This window comes from Streptomyces sp. NBC_00425 (assembly GCF_036030735.1).
Classification (GTDB): Bacteria; Actinomycetota; Actinomycetes; order Streptomycetales; family Streptomycetaceae; genus Streptomyces.
On the sequence record NZ_CP107928.1, the window covers coordinates 9,158,340 to 9,178,384 of the forward strand.

Genomic DNA, 20,045 nt, shown 5'->3' on the forward strand with positions numbered 1-20,045 from the left:
TCCCGATGATGAGCCCATCTGAATGCTTCGCCGACTCGCCCGTTGAACGGCTGGGCGGGACCCCGCGTACCAGTCCACTGCGGGGGCGCTGCGTCGCCCCGTGCACGGGAAGAGCGGGTCGATGGGACGTCCGCCCGTCGCGCCGGCTGCGGTACGCGGCGACGGCGGGGGCGTGCCGGCGCGCGACAATGCGGTGTCCGAGGAAAGAGTTGAAGGATTTCAGTGGATTCGAGCCGTGCGGTCCGTGGCGCTCTCGCTCCAGCCGTCCCGCCGGGGCAGGAGAACAAGGTGAGCGGGGCGCCCGTCGGCCGGCAGGTGCAGGGCCTCGACGGTCTCCGGGGTCTGGCCGCCCTCTATGTGGTGCTGTTCCACTGCTGGTTGTACACCTTCCCCGGCTATCCCGACAGCTCGGCCCCCCGATGGCTGGACGGCCTGATGTACGGCCGCCTGGCGGTCGTCTTCTTCCTGGTGCTGTCCGGATTCTCCCTGGCGATCTCCCCGGCGCGTCACGGTTGGCGGTCGGAGGGCGTCGCCGAATACCTGCGTCGGCGTGCCTGGCGGATCCTGCCCCCGTACTGGGCGGCGCTGTGCATGAGTCTGGTCATCGCCTGGTTCGTGGTACCGGCTTCGCATTCCGGACCGCCCACCGGATGGTCGATGGCGGTCTACGGTCTCCTCGGTCAGGACGTCTTCACCGCGCCGACGCCGAACGGCGCGTTCTGGTCGATCGCGGTGGAGGCGGAACTCTACGTCGTCTTCCCGCTTCTCCTGTTCGTGCGGCGCCGGGCGAGCGCGGCGGTGCTGGTCGTCCTGGTGACACTTCCGGTGGTGGTCCGTGGCCTGACGGCGCCCGGCGGCACTCCGGTGGAGGGTGACAACTGGCTCACTCCGCATCTCGCGCCCGTGTTCGTCGCCGGCATGGTGGGCGCCGCAGTCGTCGTCGCGTCGGAGAGGGTTCGACGCCTGCCGTGGGGATGGTTCGCCGTCCTGGCCGCCGTGCCCGTTCTCGCGCTCGGCGTCATCAAGGGTTCCGTGTGGACGCTGACGCACTACTTCTGGGTGGATCTCGCCGTCGCCCCCGCCATGACGATGCTGATCGTCGCCGTGGCCACCGGCAGACCAGCCGTTCTCGTACGACTGCTGACCGCGCGCCCCGTGCGGAGTCTCGGCGAGTTCTCCTACAGCCTCTACCTGATCCATCTGCCGATCGTCCTGGCCGTCATCCGGCGCGTGGCCCCGCATTACGTGGCGCCGGGCCTGTCCACCTTCTGGTTCACCCTCGTCCTGGCCCTCCCGGTGTCACTGCTCGCGGCATGGCTCTTCTCCCGGCTGTTCGAACTGCCTTTCAAGCGGAACAGATCCTGGAACTCCATGGTCGAAGCGGGGCGCTCCCACTGGGCCGGCAGGGGTGCGGGAAACCGCCGACGGCTGCCGGACGGGCAGGCTCGCGAGACCCGTCCGACCGACGAGGCCGGGACGAGCGGAACTCAACCGCCCGTGGTCACCGTGCGGGCCCCGGCAACGAGATCGTCGAAGGACTGTGCCCAGGAGTCGCCGGGCCGGTGACACCCCACCGGGACGACCGCGGTGCCGTCCTGACCATGCGTCGGTCGACGAACGGCGGCGGGGCGGCGGGCGGGTCTCCTACGCCGACGGAGGGATCGCCCGGGGGGACGGAAATCCGAGGTTCAACCGAGTTGTTCACTCGTGCGAGTTGTCCTTCCTGCCGGATTCCTCGCCATCTGCATGCCGACGTCATATGCGGTGCAGCCTCCGCGCATGGACAATCCTGCATGCGACGGAACGCCGTCGGCAGAGGGGATCCGGTCCGGACCCGAGATCGTCTTCACGGCGGACTTCACCTCCACCAGTCAATGGGTGGCGGGGCGTTCGTGGGCGTATCCGAACGGCGGACCGGTCAACCCCGGTGACAACAAACTCGATCACCTCACCGCTGATCCCTCCTACAGCCGCTCGGGCACCTTCCGTGCCACCCGCCGCGCGGACGGCTTCTGGAAAACCGGCCTGCTCACCACGGAGGGGAGCGAGGAGGACTTCACCGTCCGCACGGGGGACGTGCTCGAGGCGCGGGTCAGGCTGCCGCGCGAGGTCGGCGCCTGGCCGGCCATCTGGACCTGGCGGGACGGCGGCCAGGAGATCGACGTCTTCGAGTACCACCCCGACAACCCCGATCTCCTGGAACTGACCAACCACGTTCGCGGCGGCAACCTCTACTACCGGGACCCCGCCGTCCGCCCCGGTGCGTGGATCGACCTGCGCGTCGAGTTCGGCTCCCGGTCCGTGGTCTGGTGGGTGAACGGCAGCAAGGTGTTCGCCGACCGCCGTGGCGTGGGACGCACCTGGCACGCCTACCTCATCGTCAACCTGTCGGTCTGCGCAGGCCGCTATCACCCGGCGCCGGCTGCGCAGGTCAAGGAGATGACGTACGAGGTGCAGGGCCTCGTGGTGCGGCGACCGGCCAGGCTCGTGGAAGAGGAGTCCGACGAACCCGAGGCTCTGGCCGGGGGCGACGGACCGCAGTGACGCGGACCTGTGCCGCCGCGGGCGGCCGGACGGGCCGCCTGCGGCGGCACAGGAAGCCACGAAGGTCACCGGCACACCACGGACCCGGGGGTGGCGGCCCGGCGGGCGGGCCGGCCGGCCCGGGCGCCGCCGGTCACCCACCGCTCGGTGCCGACTCCGGCTCCGTCTCCGGCTTCGGTTCGGACGGCAGCACACCGGCGCGCCGGGGGAGCAGCCAAGGGGTCGCCAGCAGGAGCACGCCGGCCAGACCGATGGCGGTACGCGGGCCGAGAAGGGCGCCGAGCACGCCCCAGAGGGCCGTCAGGAGAGCAGTGGAGGCCTTCGTCGTCACCGCCCAGGCGGACAGCGTACGGGTGACCCGGTCGGTCGCGGTGCGCTCGAGCCGGCACGTGGCGTAGACGGGGTTGAAGACCCCGCAGCAGAAGATGAGCCCGAATTCGACGCCGACGACCAGCAGCAGCCCACCGGCGCCCGGCCCCACGAAGGCCAGGCCGACCGGCCAGAGCGCGCGAACCGCCCCGGACGCGACCAGGATCCGGTGCCCGCCGAACCGGGTGACGAGTGGCCGGGCCAGCCGCGAACCGAGCAGCCCGCCGATCGAGGGCGCGGCGAAGGCGAGGCCGTACTGCCACGGGGTGAACCCGAGCCGGCCGAGCATCAGGACGGCCAGCAGCGGCTGCGCTGCCATCACCAAACCGTTGAAGAGGGCGGTGTTGAAGAACAGCGGTCGCAGGGTGGTGTCGGCGAGGATGTACCGCCAGCCGTCGAGCAGGTCCCCGGCCCGCACGCGCGTGTCCGCCCGGCGCTCGGGCGGCGATTCGTGTCCGCCCGCCCCGCGGATGCCCAGGGCCGAGAGCAGGTAGCTCATCGCGTCCGCCAGCACCGTCGCCACCGGGCCGAGGAGCCCGATCGCCAAGCCGCCCAGCGGTGGTCCCACGATCGTCGTCGTCCAGGTTGTGGACTCCAACCGGGCGCCCGCGACGAGCAGGTGCTCGGCCGGCAGCAGGGACTTCAGGTACGCGCCGGACGCGGCACGGAAGGTGATGTCGGCCGCCGCGACGACGACGGAGACCAGCAGGAGCTGGAGGAAGGTGAGCACGCCGAACGCGAACGCGGCCGGGATCGTCAGCAGCGCCGCGCACCGCACCAGGTCCATGCCGATCAGCACCGGCCGCTTTCGGCGGAACTCCACCCACGGGCCGAGCGGCACCGCCACGACCGCGCCCACCGCGGCCCCCACCGAGGAGAGCGCGGCGACCTCGGCCGGACCGGCGTGCAGCACCTGGATGGCGATCAGTGGGAACGCGCCGAAGGCGAGCCAGGTGCCGAGGGCGCTTGTCCCATACGCTCCCCAGAGCCACCCGAACCGCCGTCCCAGCCGGTATCTGCTCCGCATGTACGCCCCCTGGCCCTCGCCCTGCACAACCGATCCGTGATCGGAAGCATCAAAGCGAGCGTCCCACCTGCGAGGCAAACAACCTTCGGGCCATCGCCCACAACCGACAGTTGTGTCCGTAGGGTGTCGGCCATGGACCTCGACACCGTGCGCACGTTCGTCGCCGCCGCCGACGCGGGGCAGTTCCAGGAGGCCGCCGCCGAACTCGCGGTCACCCAGCAGGCCGTCTCCAAGCGCATCGCCGCGCTGGAGCGCGATCTCGGCGTGCGACTGTTCACCCGCACCCCGCGGGGCGCCGGGCTCACCATCGACGGACAGGCGTTCCTGCCCCATGCGCGCGAGCTGCTGCGCGTCGCCGAGCGTGCGGTCGCGTCCGTGTGCACCGGCCGCCGTCCGCTGCGCGTCGACGTGCTCGCCTCCCGCAGTGCGCAGTCGGGCCTGATGCGCGGCTTCCACCGTGCGCACCCCGACATCGAGCTCGACGTGATGATGCTCTTCGACGTCGAGACCGCGGTCGCCGCCATTCGGTCCGGCGCCATCGACGCGTCCTTCCGCGCGGTCGCCGTGCCCGGCCGGCCCCTGCCCGACGACATCGAGTCCGTCCGGGTGCTCGACGAGCCGCTCCAGCTCCTCACCGGCCCCGCGCACGCCCTCGCGGGCGCCAGATCGGTCACCGTCGCCCAGCTCGCCGGACATCGCATCTGGATGCCCGGCATCGCCCCCGGCACCGAGTGGGCCGCCTACTACGACGATCTCGTCGCCGAGTTCGGCCTCACCATCGAGGCGACCGGCCCCAACTTCGGCTCCGACGCACTCCTCGACACCATCGCCGACACCCCGGCCCTGGCCACTTTCATGGGCGAGCACACCCGCCTCATCTGGCCCGCCGGCCACGGCCTGCGCCGCATCCCGGTGACCGACCCGACACCCGTCTACCCGCACTCACTCCTGTGGCACCGTGACAACCCGCACCGGGCGCTGACCACCCTGCGCGCGCACCTCGCCGCCACGGCGACCGGCCACGACAGCGCCGGGACCTGGACGCCGGACTGGGTGGTGCCGAGCTGAAGGCCGCGCGCCGGCGGGGCTGCGTGGGCACGACCCGGGATCCGGTGCGGGGCGGGAGGCAGCTGTGGCTCACAGGTCCGTCCCGTAACCTCGGGCGTGCAGACGTCAGTTGAGAGACGATCGAGATCGAGGAGGCGAGGGTGTTCGGACGGGGCATGCGATGGCTCGCGGGCGTCATGACCGTGGCCTGCGCGGTGCTCGTCGGCCCCAGCGTGGCGAGTGACGCCCTCGTCGGCGGGTCACTGCCCCCCGACGCCGTCCGGGAGGTCGTACCCCATCGGGTCATGACGTGGAACCTCTGCAACCCCTGCGAGGAGAGCAACGCCGACCGGGCTGCGGAGATCGCCGCGTACGCGCCCCAGGTGATCGCCCTCCAGGAAGCGTGCGCGCGTGACGTCGCGAGGATTCGCTACGAGCTGGAGAGACGTTACGGGCTCGTCTACCACGTCGCGTACGGCACGGTTCTCCAGGACTGGGGCCGCTGCGGGGGAGTGCCGTGGAGCCCGGACGGTTACGGCCAGGCGCTGCTCTCGGCGGCGCCGATGACCGACCGGGTCACTGTGGAATACCCCGACGGCGGATCCGAGGACCGTGGGTACATGGCGGTCACCACCTCGGTGGGCGGCCGACTCGTCCGGGTCTTCGACACGCACCTCGCCGAACGTCGTCAGGAATCGGTCCGGGCGGGCCAGGTCGGCGTGCTCGCCGCGGAGGTGGCCCGGTACGACCGTGCGATCGTCCTCGGCGACTTCAACGCCGTGCCCGACGCTCCCGAACTGGCCCCGATGTGGGCGCTGGCCGCGGACACCGACCCCCGGTGCCACCCCTCGCCCGCGGACGGCTGCCAGACGACCACCGACTGGCACAGCAAGTTCGACTACGTCTTCCTGCGAGGGGTCACCGCGCTGGAACACCACGTGCACCCCTCGTCGTTCTCGGACCACCATCTGCTCGACACCGACCTGGACGTCACCCGGGGCGTCGCGGCGACTGCCGCACCCGCGACAAAATGATGAGCACGGTGCGGCGGTTGTCGTTACTGTCGACGCCATGGTGCTCCCTTCCCGTACGCGTCCCGCCTACGATGCCGATGAGCGGACTCAACTGATCGCCTGGCTGGACATGCAGCGGGCGATCATCCACTGGAAGTGCGAGGGGCTTTCGGCCGAGAGCGCCCACCGGGTCGTGATCCCGACATCACCGCTCATGACGGTCGCGGGCCTGGTCTCCCACATGCGGTGGGTCGAGCACTGCTGGTTCGAGGTCATGCTCATGGGGCGTCCGGCCACCGGCCCGCAGTTCGACGAGTCGGTCGAGGACGCGGACATGCGCGTCGAGGGTGTGCCGTTGGAGCAGTTGCTGCGCGAATACGCCGAGCAGTGTGCCGTCTCGGACGAGATCATCGCGAACCATCACCTCGACGACGCCGGGCGCCAGAAGGAGTTCCGGGCCGGAGCCGCGACGCTGCGCTGGATACTGATGCACATGATCGAGGAGACCGGTCGGCACGCCGGCCATCTGGACATCGTGCGCGAGTTGCTCGACGGCGACAAGGGATACTACTGAGCCGGTGACAGAGATCGGGTACCGACGGTTCGTCGCCTCCGAGGTCGACTCGCTGGCGCACTTCCTGGCGCGGGACACCTGGCCGTTCCACGTCTCGGCCACCGTCAGCCGGGACGAAGTCCGCGCGTGGGCCGCCGACGGTGTGTTCGACAGCGAGGAGACCCGCACCTTCTGGATCACCGTGCACGGCGAAGCCGTCGGCCTGATCAGGCTCATGGACCTCGGCGACGGCACTCCGCTGTTCGACCTCAGGATCGCGTCGCGTCACCGCGGCAGGGGCCTGGGTCCCCTCGCTCTCGCCTGGCTCACCCGGTACGTGTTCACCGAGTTCCCCGACGCGGAACGGATGGAGGGCACCACCCGGCAGGACAACGCGGCCATGCGGAGAACCTTCCGCAAGGGCGGCTACGTCAAGGAAGCCCACTATCGCGACGCCTGGCCCGGAGCCGGTGGGCGCCGGTACGACGCGGTCGGGTACGCGATACTGCGCCGGGACTGGGCCACCGGCACGGTCACGCCGACGAACTGGCACGACGAGTTCTGACCCGCCCGGACGCACCAGGTTCTGCCGGCCGAAGCGGTCAGAGGGTGACCAGTCGCACGAGCAGCGCGAGCGACGTGCCGGCTATGAGCAGCGATCCCACGACGGCGAAGACCCGGTCGACCGTCGTCGCGTCCCAGCCCTCGATCGCGAACCGGCGAGGGTTGTCGGCGTCGTACCGCACCACCACGCGGGCGCCCACGCCGAAGGCGCCCGCGAGTGAGCCGCGTCCGAACCTGGACGAGTACTCGCACTCCCGGCCGTCGTGGGTCGTCCAGGCCGCGACCGGGTGGTAGTAGGTGGCTCCTTCGTCGCCTCGACCGACCTCATGGCGGACGATCCGCCCCTGGGCGGTGAGACCGGTGCGCCGGAGTGCGTCGGCGCGCCGGAGTCCGTACACGCCGATGCCGAGAAAAGCCGCTCCGAGCGCGAGCGGGACGAGAGAGAAGAGCCATGCACGTTCCATGTCAGGTGCGACGCATGATCCGGGGCGGCGGTTGCGCGTGAGTGATCTTCGCTAGGGGGTGAAGACCTCGTCGAGGCGGTCGATGGCTCCGTCGGCGCCGAGGTGGTAGGTGAAGACCAGCCCGGAGTCCGGGTGGGCCTCGAGCCAGTCGAGGAACTCCTGGACGCCGATGGGCTGATTCTCGGTGCTCTCGACGATGGGGTTGGTCACGGTGATGTCCGCGGCCTGGTCCATCGGGATGTAGGTCTCCTTGCCCACCGTCTCGAAGGGTGCTCCGTCGGAGTCGGGCGTGCCGCACCCCCAGTTGCCGTGTCTGACGATCAGGCTCAGGGAACCCCCTTCCGGCGTGTAGCGGTAGACCGCGACCTCATCGGGGGAGATGGGCATCTTGTGGTCGCAGTCGCCGCCACCGCCGTCGCCACCGCCGCCCGGTGAGCCGGTCGCGGGGGAGACCGGGGACTTGGAGGCGGCCGGGACGACGGTAGGGGGCTCGGCGCCGCTGCCCGCGTCCGAGGATGCCGTCGCGGCGGGCTTCTCGGCCGAGGTGTCCGCGCTCGCCGCCGCCTTGCCCGCCGTGCCGCCGGCCGTCGTCGCACCCGGTGTCGGACCGCTGCCGGCATCCGCGGTGCCGCCGCCACCGGAGCAGCCCGTGAGGCCCAGCGCCGCTGCGGCGCACACGCCCATCAGGACCGCTCGGACCGCGCCCGGTCTGCGGCGGCTCTTCCTCGGCTTCAGATGCATGCTGCGTCCCCCGTCTAGTGCGTTCGAGATCGAGATCTCGGTGAGCCCGACCGGCTCGAGTGGAGGGACGAGTTTAGGCCGAGGTCGGTTGCATTCCGGCCACGCTCAGGTTCCTGTCCGGCCTCCGGCGCGGAGGCCCGACCCCTGACGAGCGCCGTGGGCGGGTCGGCGTCGGCGGTCTCGGCGGGCACCACACCTGCTGCGATCCGCCTGACGGCACGTGAGATGAGGATCTACGGTGAACCTTGCGAAAACCCTGTGACGGCCTTCCTGTGACGGCCCCGGAGCGAATGACGGAGAGCTGGTCGGAGCCGCGGCTCCCGCTCGGCGGAGGAAGTCCCCGCCGCCGATGGGCCGTTCCACCACCTCTTCCGCGTGAGGCACGATGAACCTGCACCTGCTCGGACCCCTTGAACTGCGCATCGCGGGGCGTGTGGTCGACGTCGGGCAGCCGCGTCGGCGGGCCGTTCTCGCGGCGCTGGCCGCCGACGCCGGCCGGCCCGTGTCCGTGAACACCTTGGTGGACCGGGTCTGGGACACCGCCGCGCCCGACGGAGCCCGGTCGGTCCTCTACTCGCACATCAGCCGTCTGCGGCGGCTCCTCGACAGCGCGGAACCCACGGCGGGCTGTGCCGGGGCCGAGCCGCCCGTCACGCCGCTTCACATCCGGCGGACTGCCGGTGGTTACGTTCTGGAGGCGGACGAGCACGCCGTCGACCTGCTCCGGTTCCGCTCGCTCGTCGCGCAGGGCCGCGAGCCGCATCTGCCCGACACCCGCCGCGCACGCCTTCTGGAGGAGGCGCTGAGGCTGTGGCGCGGTGTGCCCCTGGCCGGGCTGCCCGGTGCATGGGCGGAGCGCACGAGGGACGCTTGGACCCAGGAACGCGTGGAGGCGGCGCTCGCCTGGGCCCGGACCCTGCTGCGCCAGGAGAAGCCCGAGGAAGTACCCGCCGTCCTGCAGCCGTTGCTGGCGGATCACCCGCTCTGCGAGCCGCTCGCCGCCGCGGTGATCCGAAGCCTGGCCACCGCGGGCAGAGCCGCCGAGGCGGTGCAGGCGTACACGGTGATCCGCCGGCAGCTCCGCTCCGAGCTGGGTGTGGCTCCTGGCCCCGAACTGCAGGCGGTGTACGAGGAGACGCTGCGCGACGCCGGACGGGCGGAGCCGCCGGGTACGGGATCCGCCCCGCACGCCGTCGGCGCGCCCGTCCCGGCCCCCGGCGCGGCCCCCGTCCCCGTACCCGCACAACTGCCCATGGCGATAAGCCACTTCAGTGGCCGGGAGGAGCAACTGGCCGAGCTCACACGGTGCCTGCTCGGCAAGGACGCTCCGGACGCGGCAGGGTCCGGAGCGGCCGTGGTCGTCTCCGCCGTGTCCGGCACCGCGGGCGTCGGCAAGACCGCGCTGGTCGTGCGCTGGGCGCACCAGGTCCGTCAGGCCTTCCCCGACGGACAGCTGTACGTCGACCTCCGTGGCTACGATCCCGACGAGCCGGTCTCCGCCGCCCAGGCCCTCGCCGGGTTCCTCACCGCCCTGGGCGTGCCCGGCCAGGAGATACCCCTGAGGCTCGACGACCGGGCGGCACGCTACCGCACAGCGGTCGACGGACGGCGTCTGCTCGTCCTCCTCGACAACGCCGCCTCCGCCGCGCAGGTGCGCCCGTTGTTGCCGGGGAGCCCGACGTGCAAAGTGGTCGTCACGAGCCGGGATTCCCTGTCGTCCCTGGTGTCGGTCCACGGGGCGCACCGCGTGGTCCTCGACGTCCTCGCCCCGCACGAGGCGCACACCCTGCTGCGCGCCCTGATCGGACCGCGCGTCGACACCGACCGCGCCGCAGCGACCGCCCTGGCGGAGCAGTGCGGCTCACTGCCCCTGGCCCTGCGCGTGGCGGCCGAACTGGTGTTGTCACGTCCCGGGGAACCCCTGGTCCATCTGGTGGAGGAACTACGGGATCGCCGTCGGCGTCTGGACGTGCTGGACTCCGGCGACGGAGATCCCCGGGCGGCCGTGCGAGCCGTGTTCTCGTGGTCCTACGACCGTCTTCCCGAGCCCGAGGCACGTCTGTTCAGGCTGCTGGGCCTGCACCCGGGGCCCGACGTGGACGCCCACTCGGCCGCCGCCCTGTCCGGCGAGACCGTGGAGCGGACACGGCGGTCCCTGGACGTCCTGTCCCGCGCGCACCTGGTGCACCGCAGCGGTCCCGGCCGGCACGGCATGCACGACCTGCTGCGCGCCTACGCCACGGACCTCACGAGCCGGCATGAGGGGACGGCGGAGCGCGACGCGGCCCTCACCCGTCTCCTCGACCACTGCCTGGCGGCGTCGGCGGCGGCCATGGACGTGCTGTATCCCGCCGAACGGCACCTGCGGCCCGTCGTCGAGGCGTCCGACACCGTTCTGCCGCCGCTGCGCACGGCCGACGAGTGCCGGGCCTGGCTGCGTGCCGCGCAGCACACCCTGGTGGCCCTGTGTTCCAGGACCGAGGAGCCGGGGCCTTCCCGGCACACCGTGCGGATCGCCACCACGCTCCACCGCCACTACGAGCGTTCGGGGCATTTCGCCGACGCGCTGACCGTGCACACCCATGCCCTGCGGGCGGCCCGCGCGGTGGGAGACGTCGTCGGCGAGGTCGACGTCCTGGTGTGCGTGGGCGCGGTCCACCGGCGGCTCGGAGACTACGAGAGCGCCCACCGGCACCACGCCGACGCACTGAGCCTGTGCCGTCGGGTGGGATACCGGGCCGGGGAAGCGCGCCATCTGACCAACGTGGGCGTCCTGCACGAGCTGCAGGGCCGGTACCAGGACGCCGCCGACCGCCACGAGCAGGCCGTCGAGCTGTTCCGCGCGGTCGGTGACGTCCACGGCGAGGCCGACGTGCTGAACAACCTCGGCATCGTCCAGGAGCTGCTCGAGGACTACCAGGCGTCCATCGAGCGGTATCAGCAGGCGCTGGCGCTGTACCGGCAGACGGGTCACACGGTCGGGGAGGCCAGTGCCCTCGGCAACCTCGGGATCGTGCTGGCGCGACTCGGCGACCACGCGGCCGCGGCCTCACGCTTCGAACAGACGCTCGCTCTCTTCCGGCGGCTCGGGCACACGGGCGGAGAGGCCCACGCCCTGTCCAACCTCGGGGACGCGCTGTGCCACCAGGGCGAGTACGAGGAGGCCGCCGAGCACCAGCGGCAGGCCCTCGGCCACTTCCGGCGGACCGGGGAACCCTACGGCGAGGCGGGCGCCCTCAACGGCCTCGGCGAGGCACTGCACGGCGCCGGACGGCACACCGAGGCCCTGGAGGCCCACGCGTCGGCACTGGACGTGGCCTGCGGAATCGGCGAGCAGGAGGAGCAGGCCCGCGCGCACATCGGCGCGGCGCTCGTCCGGCAGAGCCGTGGAGAGCGGGCACAGGCCGTCGACCACCTGCACGAGGCCCTGTCCCTGTACACCGCGCTGGGTTCGCCACGCGTGGAGGAGACACGCAAGATGCTCCTGTCCGTGACGGCCGACTAGCCTCGCCGTTTCGGTTGGGGCGATGAGGCGTCGTTGAGGGGTAACTGTCGGGTGGCCGGCGCATTTTCGGTGTTCGGACATGGTGGAGACCCGGCGCGGTGGTCGGGTTCTCCGGGGTCCTTGGGGTTGCGGGCGGTCAGGGGTTTGCCGGTCAGCCCGCGGGACGGGGCAGTGCGGCGAGGCGATGGAAGGCCGTGGCCAGTTCGTTTCTCCAGGGCCAGGTCGCCGATATCCGCAAGCGCAGGCGTCGGCCGCCGCGGGTGAGGCGGGCGGCGACGTGCAGCAGCCGGTAGCGGAGCTTCTTCGGCTCGGCGGTGGCCAGTTCCCCGTCCAGCAGCAGGACGCGCGTCCAGGCCAGCAGATCGATCGCTGCGAGGCTGAGTTCGAGCCAGACGGCGTTGACGGTGAAGTCGCGGGAGGGGAAGCGGCCGAAGCCGGTGGTCTTGCCGCACCGGATATGGTCCTCGACGCATGCGTGCCCCCGGTGCCGGACCTCCAGGAACTGGGCGGATCCGCCCCCGGAGTACGGGGTGTCGGTGAGGAACACCTGATGCCGCAGGCCCTCGTCCTGGTCGAACAGGGACAGCTGGGCTCCCGGGTGCGGCCGCTCCCGGCGCACGATGATGCGGGTGCCGGTCGGGTAGCCGCCCAGATCGACCATGCCAGTCAGCTCGGCCACCTCGGCGCCATCACGCAGCGTCCCGTCCTGGTCCAGGGCGGGATGCCAGAGGCGGTCGGGCATGGCCCGGACAGCTCGGCGGACCGGCTCGGTGATGGCGTAGCCGACCGAGAAGAAGGTACGAATTCCTCGTTCCCGCAGGTCGCGGACGTGGGCGAGGAAGGCTTTCGCGGATCCGGCACTGTCGGCGCGGACCAGGATGTCGGTGCCGTACCGGTGAGCGTCGGGGATCTGCGCGAGCGCCTGGTCGAGCACCGCAATGTGATCGGCGGCAGTGTTGGCTCCGGAGTTCCCGGGCCGCAGCCGCCCCGACACGGCCTCGCCGGTGTTCGCGAGGAAACACAGCAGCGGGTGGAAGCCGAAGCCGCCCTTATAGGTCGGTGCGGCCTGCTCCTTCTCGGAGTGGCAAGTGACCAGCGTGGCGTCGAGGTCCAGAACCAGGCCGGGAAGTTCTCGTCCGCCGGCCCGAGCAGCAGGTATGCCCTCGCCGGTCTCAACGGCCTGCATCCAGGCGACTTCCCGGGCTGAACCGCGGGCCGCCCGCAGCGAAGCGAGTGCAGCCTCGTCGGTGTCGGCGAGCAACCGCCAAGCCGTAGGCGTGGAGGTGACCGGGCCGAACACCCCTGCCTGGTCCCGCAGCACGGCCAGATCCGCGATCGCCTCACCCCCGTCGGCGAGCATCACCGCCAGGTCGGTGGCAACCCGGCCCGGATCATGCCCGGTCCCGCGCGGCCGAAGCGACCTGAGCGCGGCGGAGTACGCGGCGGTCAGCCCGGTGACATCAGCGAGATCCGCCAGCAACCGTGCCCCGGCATGCCCGACCACCCCCGAACCATCAGCACTGACATGGACCTTGGGACGCAACCCGATAGCCTGCACGTAGAAAGTGCCCTCCGCCTGGACCGACAGAACCCCTCAGCAAGGTTCATCGTCCCAGGTCAGGAAGGCACTTTCGCGTTTCCGCCCCAAAGCCAACCGTACCCAAGTGTAGGGTCGGGGGCTGGCGCGGTGGCGTAGTACGTACGCTCCGTTTCCAGCCCCCGCCGCATCGAACCGTGCGTGCGGTTCTCCCGCACACGGCTCACCGACGCCGTTCACCGCCGGCATTCGGCCTGCCCCGCCAGTCCCGAAAGGGTCTGGGTGCAACAACGGTTCCGTGCAGGGCGATCAGTCCCAGTGAGTCCTGGGCGGCGAAGGAAACCACCGCCCAGCCGAACTTCCTGGTGCGCCGGTGCTTCTTGGCGAGGAACCCGCCGATCCGCATCCGTGCGTACGAGCCGATCTGGTCAAAGACATGGGCCGAGTTCCCGAACCGGAAATACGCAGCCCATCCGCGCAGAAACGCGTTCACGTCCTCCACGATCACCTTGACCGGCCGCAACAGCCTGCGTCGGTCCGTGAGTTCACGGATCCGGTCGCGGGCGTGCTGCATCGCCCTTGCCGAGGGCCAGCGGGCGAGGAAGGCAACCGGACGCCGGTTGCCGCGCGGCCGGGACGCCACCCACCGATGGTGAAACCCGAGGAAGTCGAGCCCCTCGCCGTCCACCCGCAGGTGCACAATCCTGGTCTTGGCCGCCTTCGGCTCCAGGCCGAGTTCGGCCAGCAGGCCCTTCAGCCGCTCCAGAGCGGCTTCGGCCTGCGCGCGGCTGGCGCACATCACCACCACATCGTCGGCATATCGCACCAGCACCCCGTGATCCCGTGTCGCCCACGCCCGGTCCAGCCGGTGCAGATAGACATTGGCCAGCAGCGGGGAGATGACCCCGCCCTGGGGAGTGCCGGACACCGGCCGACGGACCTGCCCGTCCTCCATGGCCCCGGCCCGCAGCATCGCGCGCAGGAGCTTGAGGACCGACCGGTCCATGACGCGTTCCTCGACCGCCTGCATCAACTTCTCATGCGGAATCGCCTCATAGCAGTTGGCGATATCCGTCTCCACCACCCAACGCCTGCCCCGCCACGCCTCATCCACGAGGACCTGGAGGGCATCGTGTGCTCCGCGCTTCGGCCGGAACCCGAACGAGCACGGGAGCATGTCGGCCTCGAAGACCGGCTCGAGCACGATCTTCAACGCGGCCTGCACGATCCGGTCGCGAACCGAGGGAATCGACAACGGCCTCTACTCCGCCACGCCGGGCTTCGGAATGAACACCCGGCGCGCAGGCAACGGCCGCCAGCGGCCTTCCCGCAGTTCCGCGGCCAGCTCGCCGAGGAGTCGGTCGACACCGTACTCCTCAACTTCAGCCAGAGTGGTGGCGTCAATGCCCGGAGCGCCGTTGTTGCGACGCACCGTCACCCACGCGCGCCTCAGGACGTCCCTGCGGTGGACCTTGTCCCCCAGCGCGTGGAACCGCCGTCCGGGACCGGCCTTGGCCGCCCGGTAGAGCGCATGCTGCAAGGCTCGGACCGGATCCAGCTTCAGGAATCCCGACGTGGTGGAACTAGCCGAAACGGCACTCACCAAGCCCCTCCAGACAACCTGCACATCGACGAAGCAGCGGCCCTTCCCTGGCCGGCGGTTGTGTTGTCCGCCGGCTCATCGCGGTACTACGGCCGCCTCCGACGCCCACCCGGCCCGCGCCCACTTCCCGGGGATCACCCGGTTATAGGACGCGCAGCTTCCGGCAGCACCTGTCCGCAGGCCGCCGGGCCGGGGAGGGCCTCCCCAGTTCCCGCTGTCACCGTCGCAACGTTCCATGCCCCATACACCGGGGAGTCCCTCACGGCTGCATCTCCAGGATCTTCGCCGCTTCCATGGCCTTCGCCCTGATTTCGGGGGCTCGGCACTCCCTGTCCCCGCCCCGAGAGGCAGGCCTCTAACGACGCCGCAGGCTTCGCGTGATGCTACGGACCGCTGCTTTGCTCCCCCTTACAGGGCTTTCGACACTGGGCTTCGACACGCCGGGCGTTTCCCCCCGACGCCGCCAGTCTGCTACCGGGCCTCCTGGCAGCTACCCGGACCGGACTTCCACCGGCAGGCGACAACGAGTTTACGACTCAAGATCTACTACGTCACGAAGACCTCCGAGTCTGCTGGGCGCGCGAAACGGCGAGGCTAAGTGGTCGACGCTCGAAGTCCTTCGGGGGTTGATCACATGGCCTGTGGGATCGAGGATTCTTCATGTCGGACGGCGGTGTTTCGGTCGAGCCGGGCCAGCAGATCGTCCAGGTCGGAGGTGGTGAACCTCCACTGGAATGGCTGTGCCGTGGCGTTGTAGCGGTCTTCGAATGCTCGGAGCCGGTCCCGGACCTCGTTGAGGTCCGTGAAGTCGTTGGGCGAGACAACCTTGCGCTGGACGATCGAGAAGAAGATCTCGATCTGGTTCGTCCATGAGGCGTGGACGGGGGTGTGGACCATGACTGCATTCGGAAACCTGCTGGTCAGGCGGTCGATTGCCTTCTTTCCTCGGTGGGAGGAGCCGTTGTCGACGATCCAGAAGACGCGTTTTGCGCTGGCGTAGGGCTCCTGCGTCATGACCTGCTCGACCAGGTTCATGAACGGCACGATCCCGGTGGTTGGCTCGCAGCGGCCGAAGACGCGGGCTTGATGGACGTCGTAGGCCGCCAGGTAGGCCAGGGCGCCGCCGCGCTCGTACTCGTGGTTGACGCGCATCGCCCGGTTCTGCCCGGGTGCCAGGGTCGGGTGGCAGCGGCAGCGGGCCTGGATGTCTTCTCGTCCGCGGAGACCACGTACTCGTCCTCGCCGAGCGGTTCACCCTGCCAGGTGCGGGCGTACAGGTCCATCACACGGGCGGCCTTGGCGCGGAAGTCCGGGTCGCGGACGAAGATCCAGGACTGGTGCTGCCAGGGCTTGAGCGCGTCCTGCTTGACCCAGCGCCGCACGGTGGAGGTGGAGATGGACCGGGCGATGCCCCTGGCAACCACCTCGCGGGCCAGTTCCGGACACGACCAGCGCGATAACGGCGTAACGGTCTCGGCGGGCAACTGGCAGGCCAGGGCCTTGACCTCGGCGACCTGGAGCGCAGTGAACGACGGCGGCCGACCGGACCGTTTGCGGTCGGACAGCCCGGGCAGGCCCCGCTCGGCGAACCGGCCCCGCCAGGTCCGGACCGTGTCCAGGTGCAGGCCGGTCTCCCGGGCGATACGCGCGTTGGAACGCCCGCGCGCCGCGTGCAGGACCACCTGAGCTCGCACCCGCAGCCGGTGCTCGGTCCTGTGGCCGTTGGCCATCTTCTTCAACTGAGCACGCTCGGCGGTGCTCAGGGCTTTCTCGACAGCCGGGGCAACAGGCAAGTGGGGTAGGCCAATACGCCGTGTCCGGGACGCCCGGCAACAACCGCTCCATCGTCGGCCACGCGCCCGTGCTGGAGTCGATGTGGTCGATCCTCGCCCAGCCCGCCGACCTACGGCACCATGACCGCCTGGAGCGCAATAGACGGCCTGGGCCGTCGGCTGGGGCTGATCCCGCTCGCTCAGCCGAAGAAGCCCACGATCCGGGCGATCCGGTTGTCCGGGGTGAACTCGACGAAGTCGAGTCCGGGAAGCTCCCGGCCGTGGTCCACACCTGCGGCGACGATGGGGTCGGGCGCGGTCATCAGCCAGCTGAACCTGCCGACGCCGTGGTGGGTGTCCAGGCCGCTGGTGGGGCGGAGGGTGAAGCCGGGATACCGTTCGGCCGTGCCGAGGACGAGCCGGACCATGCTCTCGATGCCCATGACGGTGTCGGTCATCGTGTCGGTGTAGGTGCTGTCCTTGGTCCAGCATCGGGCGAAGGCCGCCGCGATGGTCTCGGCATCGTCCCCGCTCCACGCCGCCGCGTAGTCGGCGATCGCCTGCTGTCGTTCCATGTCCACTCCTGACTAGTCCAGACTTGAATACACCTGGACGGTAGGCCGTTACTGGGCAGATAGTCAAGACCGGACTAGGGTGGTGCCCATGTCAGTCGGTGGTTATCTCGTACTGGGCCTACTGCTGGACGGTCCCGCCTCGGGCTACGAGCTCGGCGCGCGGGCGTCCAGGGCAGTGGCCTACTTCTGGCCGATCACTCGGTCGCACATCTATGCCGAGCTTCCCAAACTGGTGGATCGCGGGCATGCCACGGTGCAGCACGTCGTCCAGGAGGCGGTGCCAGACAAGCGGGTCTACACCGCAACCGACGCCGGCCTGCACGCCTTCCGAGGGTGGCTGGACGGCTTCAACACGGTCTCCGAACGCGCCCGTCAACCGTTGCAGATCCAGCTGCATTTCGCCCAGCACACCAGCACCGAGCACCTGCTCGGACAGCTCGATCAATGGGAGGCGGAGCTGCGCAACACTCTCGTGCTGTGCCAGGAACTCCTCGACGAGTACACGGACCACGCCGGCCGCAGCCTGACCGCACGGTTCGCGATCAACCGCGCCGAGGCGGACCTCACGTGGATCGGCGAGGCCCGCGCGACGCTGTCCTGAACCTCGTCATGCGCTACCGATTCCACCTCACCACCCTCAACACCTGACGGCGGACATGCCCACGATCGGCTCCAGAGTCAACCCCCGAAGGATTTCCGGAGCGGACCACTAAGGGTCGCAGCCACGACGGCCAGCTTCCTCACGCGGTTAGCGATGTGCGGTGGCGGTGATGCGACCATAGCCGACGATGTGGTTGCTCATCGTGACAGCGGCGACCGCCGGCGTGGTGGCAGCGTTCAGCTTCAGATTGGCCGTGTCCAGCGCATATACAGTGATCTTGTAGTGATGTGTGATGTCCCCGGCGGGCGGGCAGGGTCCCAGGTAACCGGGCGCACCCGCATCGTTGGTGCCTGCCACGGCCCCCGAGGGCAGCGTCCGGCCCAGGCTGTGCTGAGAAGCCGGGATATCCCAAGTCATCCAGTGCCAGAATCCGCTGCCGGTGGTGGTGTCAACGTCCTGCATCGACACCGCGTAGCTGCGGGCAGTCCTTGGTGCGCCGCTCCACTTCAGGCGGATCTGCTTGTTACCTCCGGTGCAGCCGAAGCCGTTGGCCCAGGCGTTGGCCGGGATCTTGTGGGTTTCGCTCAGGTCCGGGCTGGTAAGCGTAAATACGTGGGCTGCGGCGGGAATGCCGGACCGCACCTTGATACGGCCGTATGAGTCATGCTGGTGAGGGGCCGTCTGATGGGTGGTGCTCTTGTGGTGCTCGCCACTCTCGGCAGACGCCACCGCGCTCGCACCAGCGATAAGCGCGGCCGTGCCCACCAGAGCAGCAGCGTACTTTCGGGTGGTCTTCGTCATGGACTTCTCCTCATAGATGGTCAAACAGATGCGCTTCGGGGCGTGTGCCCAGCCAGCTGGGGGAATTGATCACGCGGGACGAGTACGCCCTGGAAGTGACTGTCGAGCCCCGTGAAACTTGTCCGGCAGCAGGCAGCCGATCTAGGCACGGTGCGGCTGGTCCGCGACGGTATCGCTGACCAGCCGCAGCTTCGCCAGCCCTGTCCGGGCGGCGCCGGCAGGAGAGCGCCCCAGCAGCGCCGGAGAACCGAGCCAGTCATGCTGCGCATCACCATCGACCCAAGGCAACGGGGGGTGGAATCGTGAGTGTCCGCCCAACACCGTTGGTGCGAACCCCAATGGATCCACCCAGCGATGGCGTATGACTTCCACACCGCCTGGACAGGGTTCACCGGGACTGCTGGGCGCATTCGACCCGATCGGGATGGCAGCTGGCTGCCATGTGTTGGTTGGTCAACCGCCCCACGGTGCCGGGGCATCGCCAACGAGAGCAGGAACAGTGCCTGATGCGCCGCGCCACCCGCCGCCAGCCGAGTCGGTTGCATCGAGTCGGATGGCTTCAAGCCGAGCGGGCCGGCTGTAGGGATGCGGGCGCCTTCGAGAGGTAATGCCCTGGCCAGCGCTATCCCGACGTGGCTGGCTCACAGACCTGCCGACACATCGGCTGTCCCGAGCGTGAGAGCGGGCATCCGTACTTCCGCGATCACAGGGCGTCTGTCGTCGTAGCAGGCGCTGGAGTGGCTTACTCGATGACAGTCAGGCGGGGTCGCTGGTGCCGACCAGCAGAGCCCGGCCGAGGGTGTGCTGGATCATGAGAATGTTGACCAGAGCAGCACTGGCGTTGGGGGGAACCTCAAGGACGGGCACCGAGAGCGCGGTGAGGCAGAGAAAGAGGCGGTGCGTGCCACTCCCGGGCGGCGGCTGGACTCCGCTGTAGGCGGCCACACCCAGGTCGTTGGTCAGATTGACGGCGCGGCCGGGCAGCACACCGCCCTCGGATCCAGCCCCCGCCTGCAGGGAGTCGATATCCGCAGGCAGGTCCTTGACCAGCCAGTGCCAGAGTCCACCGGGGATGGGGGCGTCCGGGTCATAGGCGGTCAGGACGAAGCTCTGGGTCCCCTGCGGAGCTCCGCTCCAGGAGAGGCTGGGGGACAGGCCCTTGCCGTGTTCAGGCGCGTAGCTCTCCGTCGGCAGCGGGCCAGAGGCTTCGAAGTCGGCACTGGTCAGCTGAAACGGCGCTGCCGGTACGGTGCGCTGGTAGGGCTCGTACGACATGGTGATGCTCCTGTCGAAGGAGTGAGATTGAGCGGGCAGGTGTCGACAGCCACA

At 70.0% G+C, this 20,045-nt stretch carries 19 protein-coding genes; 8 read left to right on the forward strand and 11 right to left on the reverse strand.

The window, feature by feature from the left end; genetic code table 11:
* Positions 1-288: 288 nt before the first annotated feature.
* Positions 289-1,566, forward strand: coding sequence for an acyltransferase family protein (locus tag OHS82_RS40450; RefSeq protein ID WP_079041108.1), 1,278 nt, complete (start codon positions 289-291; stop codon positions 1,564-1,566).
* 213 nt (positions 1,567-1,779) lie between these two features.
* The gene (locus tag OHS82_RS40455; RefSeq protein WP_057577121.1) at positions 1,780-2,544 is read left to right on the forward strand and encodes a family 16 glycosylhydrolase; all 765 of its coding nucleotides are present in this window, start codon (positions 1,780-1,782) and stop codon (positions 2,542-2,544) included.
* Positions 2,545-2,677: 133 nt separating this feature from the next.
* Here the strand turns inward: OHS82_RS40455 and OHS82_RS40460 are convergent, their stop codons facing one another.
* Positions 2,678-3,940: an MFS transporter gene (locus OHS82_RS40460; protein WP_057577369.1), complete on the reverse strand. Its 1,263-nt coding sequence runs from the start codon at positions 3,938-3,940 to the stop codon at positions 2,678-2,680.
* Between the two features lie 132 nt (positions 3,941-4,072).
* On the opposite strand from OHS82_RS40460, the gene OHS82_RS40465 reads away from it, so the two are divergent.
* From OHS82_RS40465 to OHS82_RS40480, 4 genes are all read left to right on the forward strand, one after another.
* Entirely contained in the window at positions 4,073-5,008 is a 936-nt protein-coding gene (locus tag OHS82_RS40465; RefSeq protein ID WP_328435683.1) for a LysR family transcriptional regulator, read from the forward strand.
* A 155-nt stretch (positions 5,009-5,163) separates the two neighbouring features.
* Positions 5,164-6,021, forward strand: coding sequence for an endonuclease/exonuclease/phosphatase family protein (locus tag OHS82_RS40470; RefSeq protein ID WP_057577370.1), 858 nt, complete (start codon positions 5,164-5,166; stop codon positions 6,019-6,021).
* Positions 6,022-6,058: 37 nt separating this feature from the next.
* The gene (locus OHS82_RS40475; RefSeq protein WP_057577123.1) at positions 6,059-6,574 is read left to right on the forward strand and encodes a DinB family protein; all 516 of its coding nucleotides are present in this window, start codon (positions 6,059-6,061) and stop codon (positions 6,572-6,574) included.
* A 4-nt stretch (positions 6,575-6,578) separates the two neighbouring features.
* Positions 6,579-7,118, forward strand: coding sequence for a GNAT family N-acetyltransferase (locus tag OHS82_RS40480; RefSeq protein WP_057577124.1), 540 nt, complete (start codon positions 6,579-6,581; stop codon positions 7,116-7,118).
* A gap of 37 nt (positions 7,119-7,155) precedes the next feature.
* Here OHS82_RS40480 and OHS82_RS40485 read toward each other — a convergent pair whose 3' ends face one another.
* Positions 7,156-7,581, reverse strand: a complete 426-nt coding sequence (locus OHS82_RS40485; protein ID WP_328435684.1) for a DUF3592 domain-containing protein — start codon at positions 7,579-7,581, stop codon at positions 7,156-7,158.
* Positions 7,582-7,632: 51 nt separating this feature from the next.
* Entirely contained in the window at positions 7,633-8,322 is a 690-nt protein-coding gene (locus OHS82_RS40490) for a hypothetical protein (RefSeq protein ID WP_057577126.1), read from the reverse strand.
* A 385-nt stretch (positions 8,323-8,707) separates the two neighbouring features.
* Here OHS82_RS40490 and OHS82_RS40495 point away from each other — a divergent pair, with 385 nt between their 5' ends.
* Positions 8,708-11,827 (forward strand): AfsR/SARP family transcriptional regulator, encoded by a 3,120-nt coding sequence (locus OHS82_RS40495; protein WP_328435685.1) that lies wholly within the window; start codon positions 8,708-8,710, stop codon positions 11,825-11,827.
* Between the two features lie 151 nt (positions 11,828-11,978).
* On the opposite strand, the gene OHS82_RS40500 is transcribed toward OHS82_RS40495, so the two are convergent.
* The 6 genes from OHS82_RS40500 to OHS82_RS40525 all read right to left on the reverse strand — a co-directional run bounded on the left by OHS82_RS40500 (position 11,979) and on the right by OHS82_RS40525 (position 17,314).
* A complete protein-coding gene (locus OHS82_RS40500) occupies positions 11,979-13,385 on the reverse strand; it encodes an IS1380 family transposase (protein ID WP_328435686.1) in 1,407 nt (468 codons plus the stop codon).
* Positions 13,386-13,587: 202 nt separating this feature from the next.
* Positions 13,588-14,619 (reverse strand): group II intron reverse transcriptase/maturase, encoded by a 1,032-nt coding sequence (gene ltrA, locus OHS82_RS40505; protein WP_328435687.1) that lies wholly within the window; start codon positions 14,617-14,619, stop codon positions 13,588-13,590.
* A 6-nt stretch (positions 14,620-14,625) separates the two neighbouring features.
* Positions 14,626-14,967: a hypothetical protein gene (locus OHS82_RS40510; RefSeq protein WP_328435688.1), complete on the reverse strand. Its 342-nt coding sequence runs from the start codon at positions 14,965-14,967 to the stop codon at positions 14,626-14,628.
* 630 nt (positions 14,968-15,597) lie between these two features.
* Positions 15,598-16,083, reverse strand: a complete 486-nt coding sequence (locus OHS82_RS40515) for a transposase (protein WP_328436166.1) — start codon at positions 16,081-16,083, stop codon at positions 15,598-15,600.
* Positions 15,999-16,697, reverse strand: a complete 699-nt coding sequence (locus OHS82_RS40520; protein WP_328436167.1) for a helix-turn-helix domain-containing protein — start codon at positions 16,695-16,697, stop codon at positions 15,999-16,001. Before OHS82_RS40520 ends, OHS82_RS40515 begins: the two co-directional genes overlap by 85 nt.
* Positions 16,698-16,939: 242 nt before the next feature.
* Positions 16,940-17,314 carry a hypothetical protein gene (locus OHS82_RS40525; protein ID WP_328435689.1) on the reverse strand — a complete coding sequence of 125 codons (375 nt, stop codon included), beginning with the start codon at positions 17,312-17,314 and terminating at the stop codon, positions 16,940-16,942.
* Positions 17,315-17,402: 88 nt separating this feature from the next.
* On the opposite strand from OHS82_RS40525, the gene OHS82_RS40530 reads away from it, so the two are divergent.
* Complete coding sequence (locus OHS82_RS40530) at positions 17,403-17,915, forward strand: PadR family transcriptional regulator (protein WP_328435690.1); 513 nt, start codon at positions 17,403-17,405, stop codon at positions 17,913-17,915.
* A gap of 147 nt (positions 17,916-18,062) precedes the next feature.
* Here the strand turns inward: OHS82_RS40530 and OHS82_RS40535 are convergent, their stop codons facing one another.
* Together OHS82_RS40535 and OHS82_RS40540 are read right to left on the reverse strand one after the other, a co-directional pair.
* On the reverse strand, positions 18,063-18,716 hold the full coding sequence (locus OHS82_RS40535; protein WP_328435691.1) for a YbhB/YbcL family Raf kinase inhibitor-like protein: 654 nt from the start codon (positions 18,714-18,716) through the stop codon (positions 18,063-18,065).
* 756 nt (positions 18,717-19,472) lie between these two features.
* A complete protein-coding gene (locus tag OHS82_RS40540; RefSeq protein ID WP_328435692.1) occupies positions 19,473-19,991 on the reverse strand; it encodes a YbhB/YbcL family Raf kinase inhibitor-like protein in 519 nt (172 codons plus the stop codon).
* Between the last annotated feature and the right edge of the window lie 54 nt (positions 19,992-20,045).

Excerpts from the sequence above, each read along its gene's own strand:
- OHS82_RS40455 (WP_057577121.1), top strand. The coding sequence starts at position 1,780 with ATGGACAATCCTGCATGCGACGGAACGCCGTCGGCAGAGGGGATCCGG.
- OHS82_RS40460 (WP_057577369.1), bottom strand. The coding sequence starts at position 3,940 with ATGCGGAGCAGATACCGGCTGGGACGGCGGTTCGGGTGGCTCTGGGGA.
- OHS82_RS40465 (WP_328435683.1), top strand. The coding sequence starts at position 4,073 with ATGGACCTCGACACCGTGCGCACGTTCGTCGCCGCCGCCGACGCGGGG.
- OHS82_RS40470 (WP_057577370.1), top strand. The coding sequence starts at position 5,164 with ATGCGATGGCTCGCGGGCGTCATGACCGTGGCCTGCGCGGTGCTCGTC.
- OHS82_RS40475 (WP_057577123.1), top strand. The coding sequence starts at position 6,059 with ATGGTGCTCCCTTCCCGTACGCGTCCCGCCTACGATGCCGATGAGCGG.
- OHS82_RS40485 (WP_328435684.1), bottom strand. The coding sequence starts at position 7,581 with ATGGAACGTGCATGGCTCTTCTCTCTCGTCCCGCTCGCGCTCGGAGCG.
- OHS82_RS40490 (WP_057577126.1), bottom strand. The coding sequence starts at position 8,322 with ATGCATCTGAAGCCGAGGAAGAGCCGCCGCAGACCGGGCGCGGTCCGA.
- OHS82_RS40495 (WP_328435685.1), top strand. The coding sequence starts at position 8,708 with ATGAACCTGCACCTGCTCGGACCCCTTGAACTGCGCATCGCGGGGCGT.
- OHS82_RS40520 (WP_328436167.1), bottom strand. The coding sequence starts at position 16,697 with ATGGCCAACGGCCACAGGACCGAGCACCGGCTGCGGGTGCGAGCTCAG.
- OHS82_RS40525 (WP_328435689.1), bottom strand. The coding sequence starts at position 17,314 with ATGGAACGACAGCAGGCGATCGCCGACTACGCGGCGGCGTGGAGCGGG.
- OHS82_RS40530 (WP_328435690.1), top strand. The coding sequence starts at position 17,403 with ATGTCAGTCGGTGGTTATCTCGTACTGGGCCTACTGCTGGACGGTCCC.
- OHS82_RS40535 (WP_328435691.1), bottom strand. The coding sequence starts at position 18,716 with ATGACGAAGACCACCCGAAAGTACGCTGCTGCTCTGGTGGGCACGGCC.
- OHS82_RS40540 (WP_328435692.1), bottom strand. The coding sequence starts at position 19,991 with ATGTCGTACGAGCCCTACCAGCGCACCGTACCGGCAGCGCCGTTTCAG.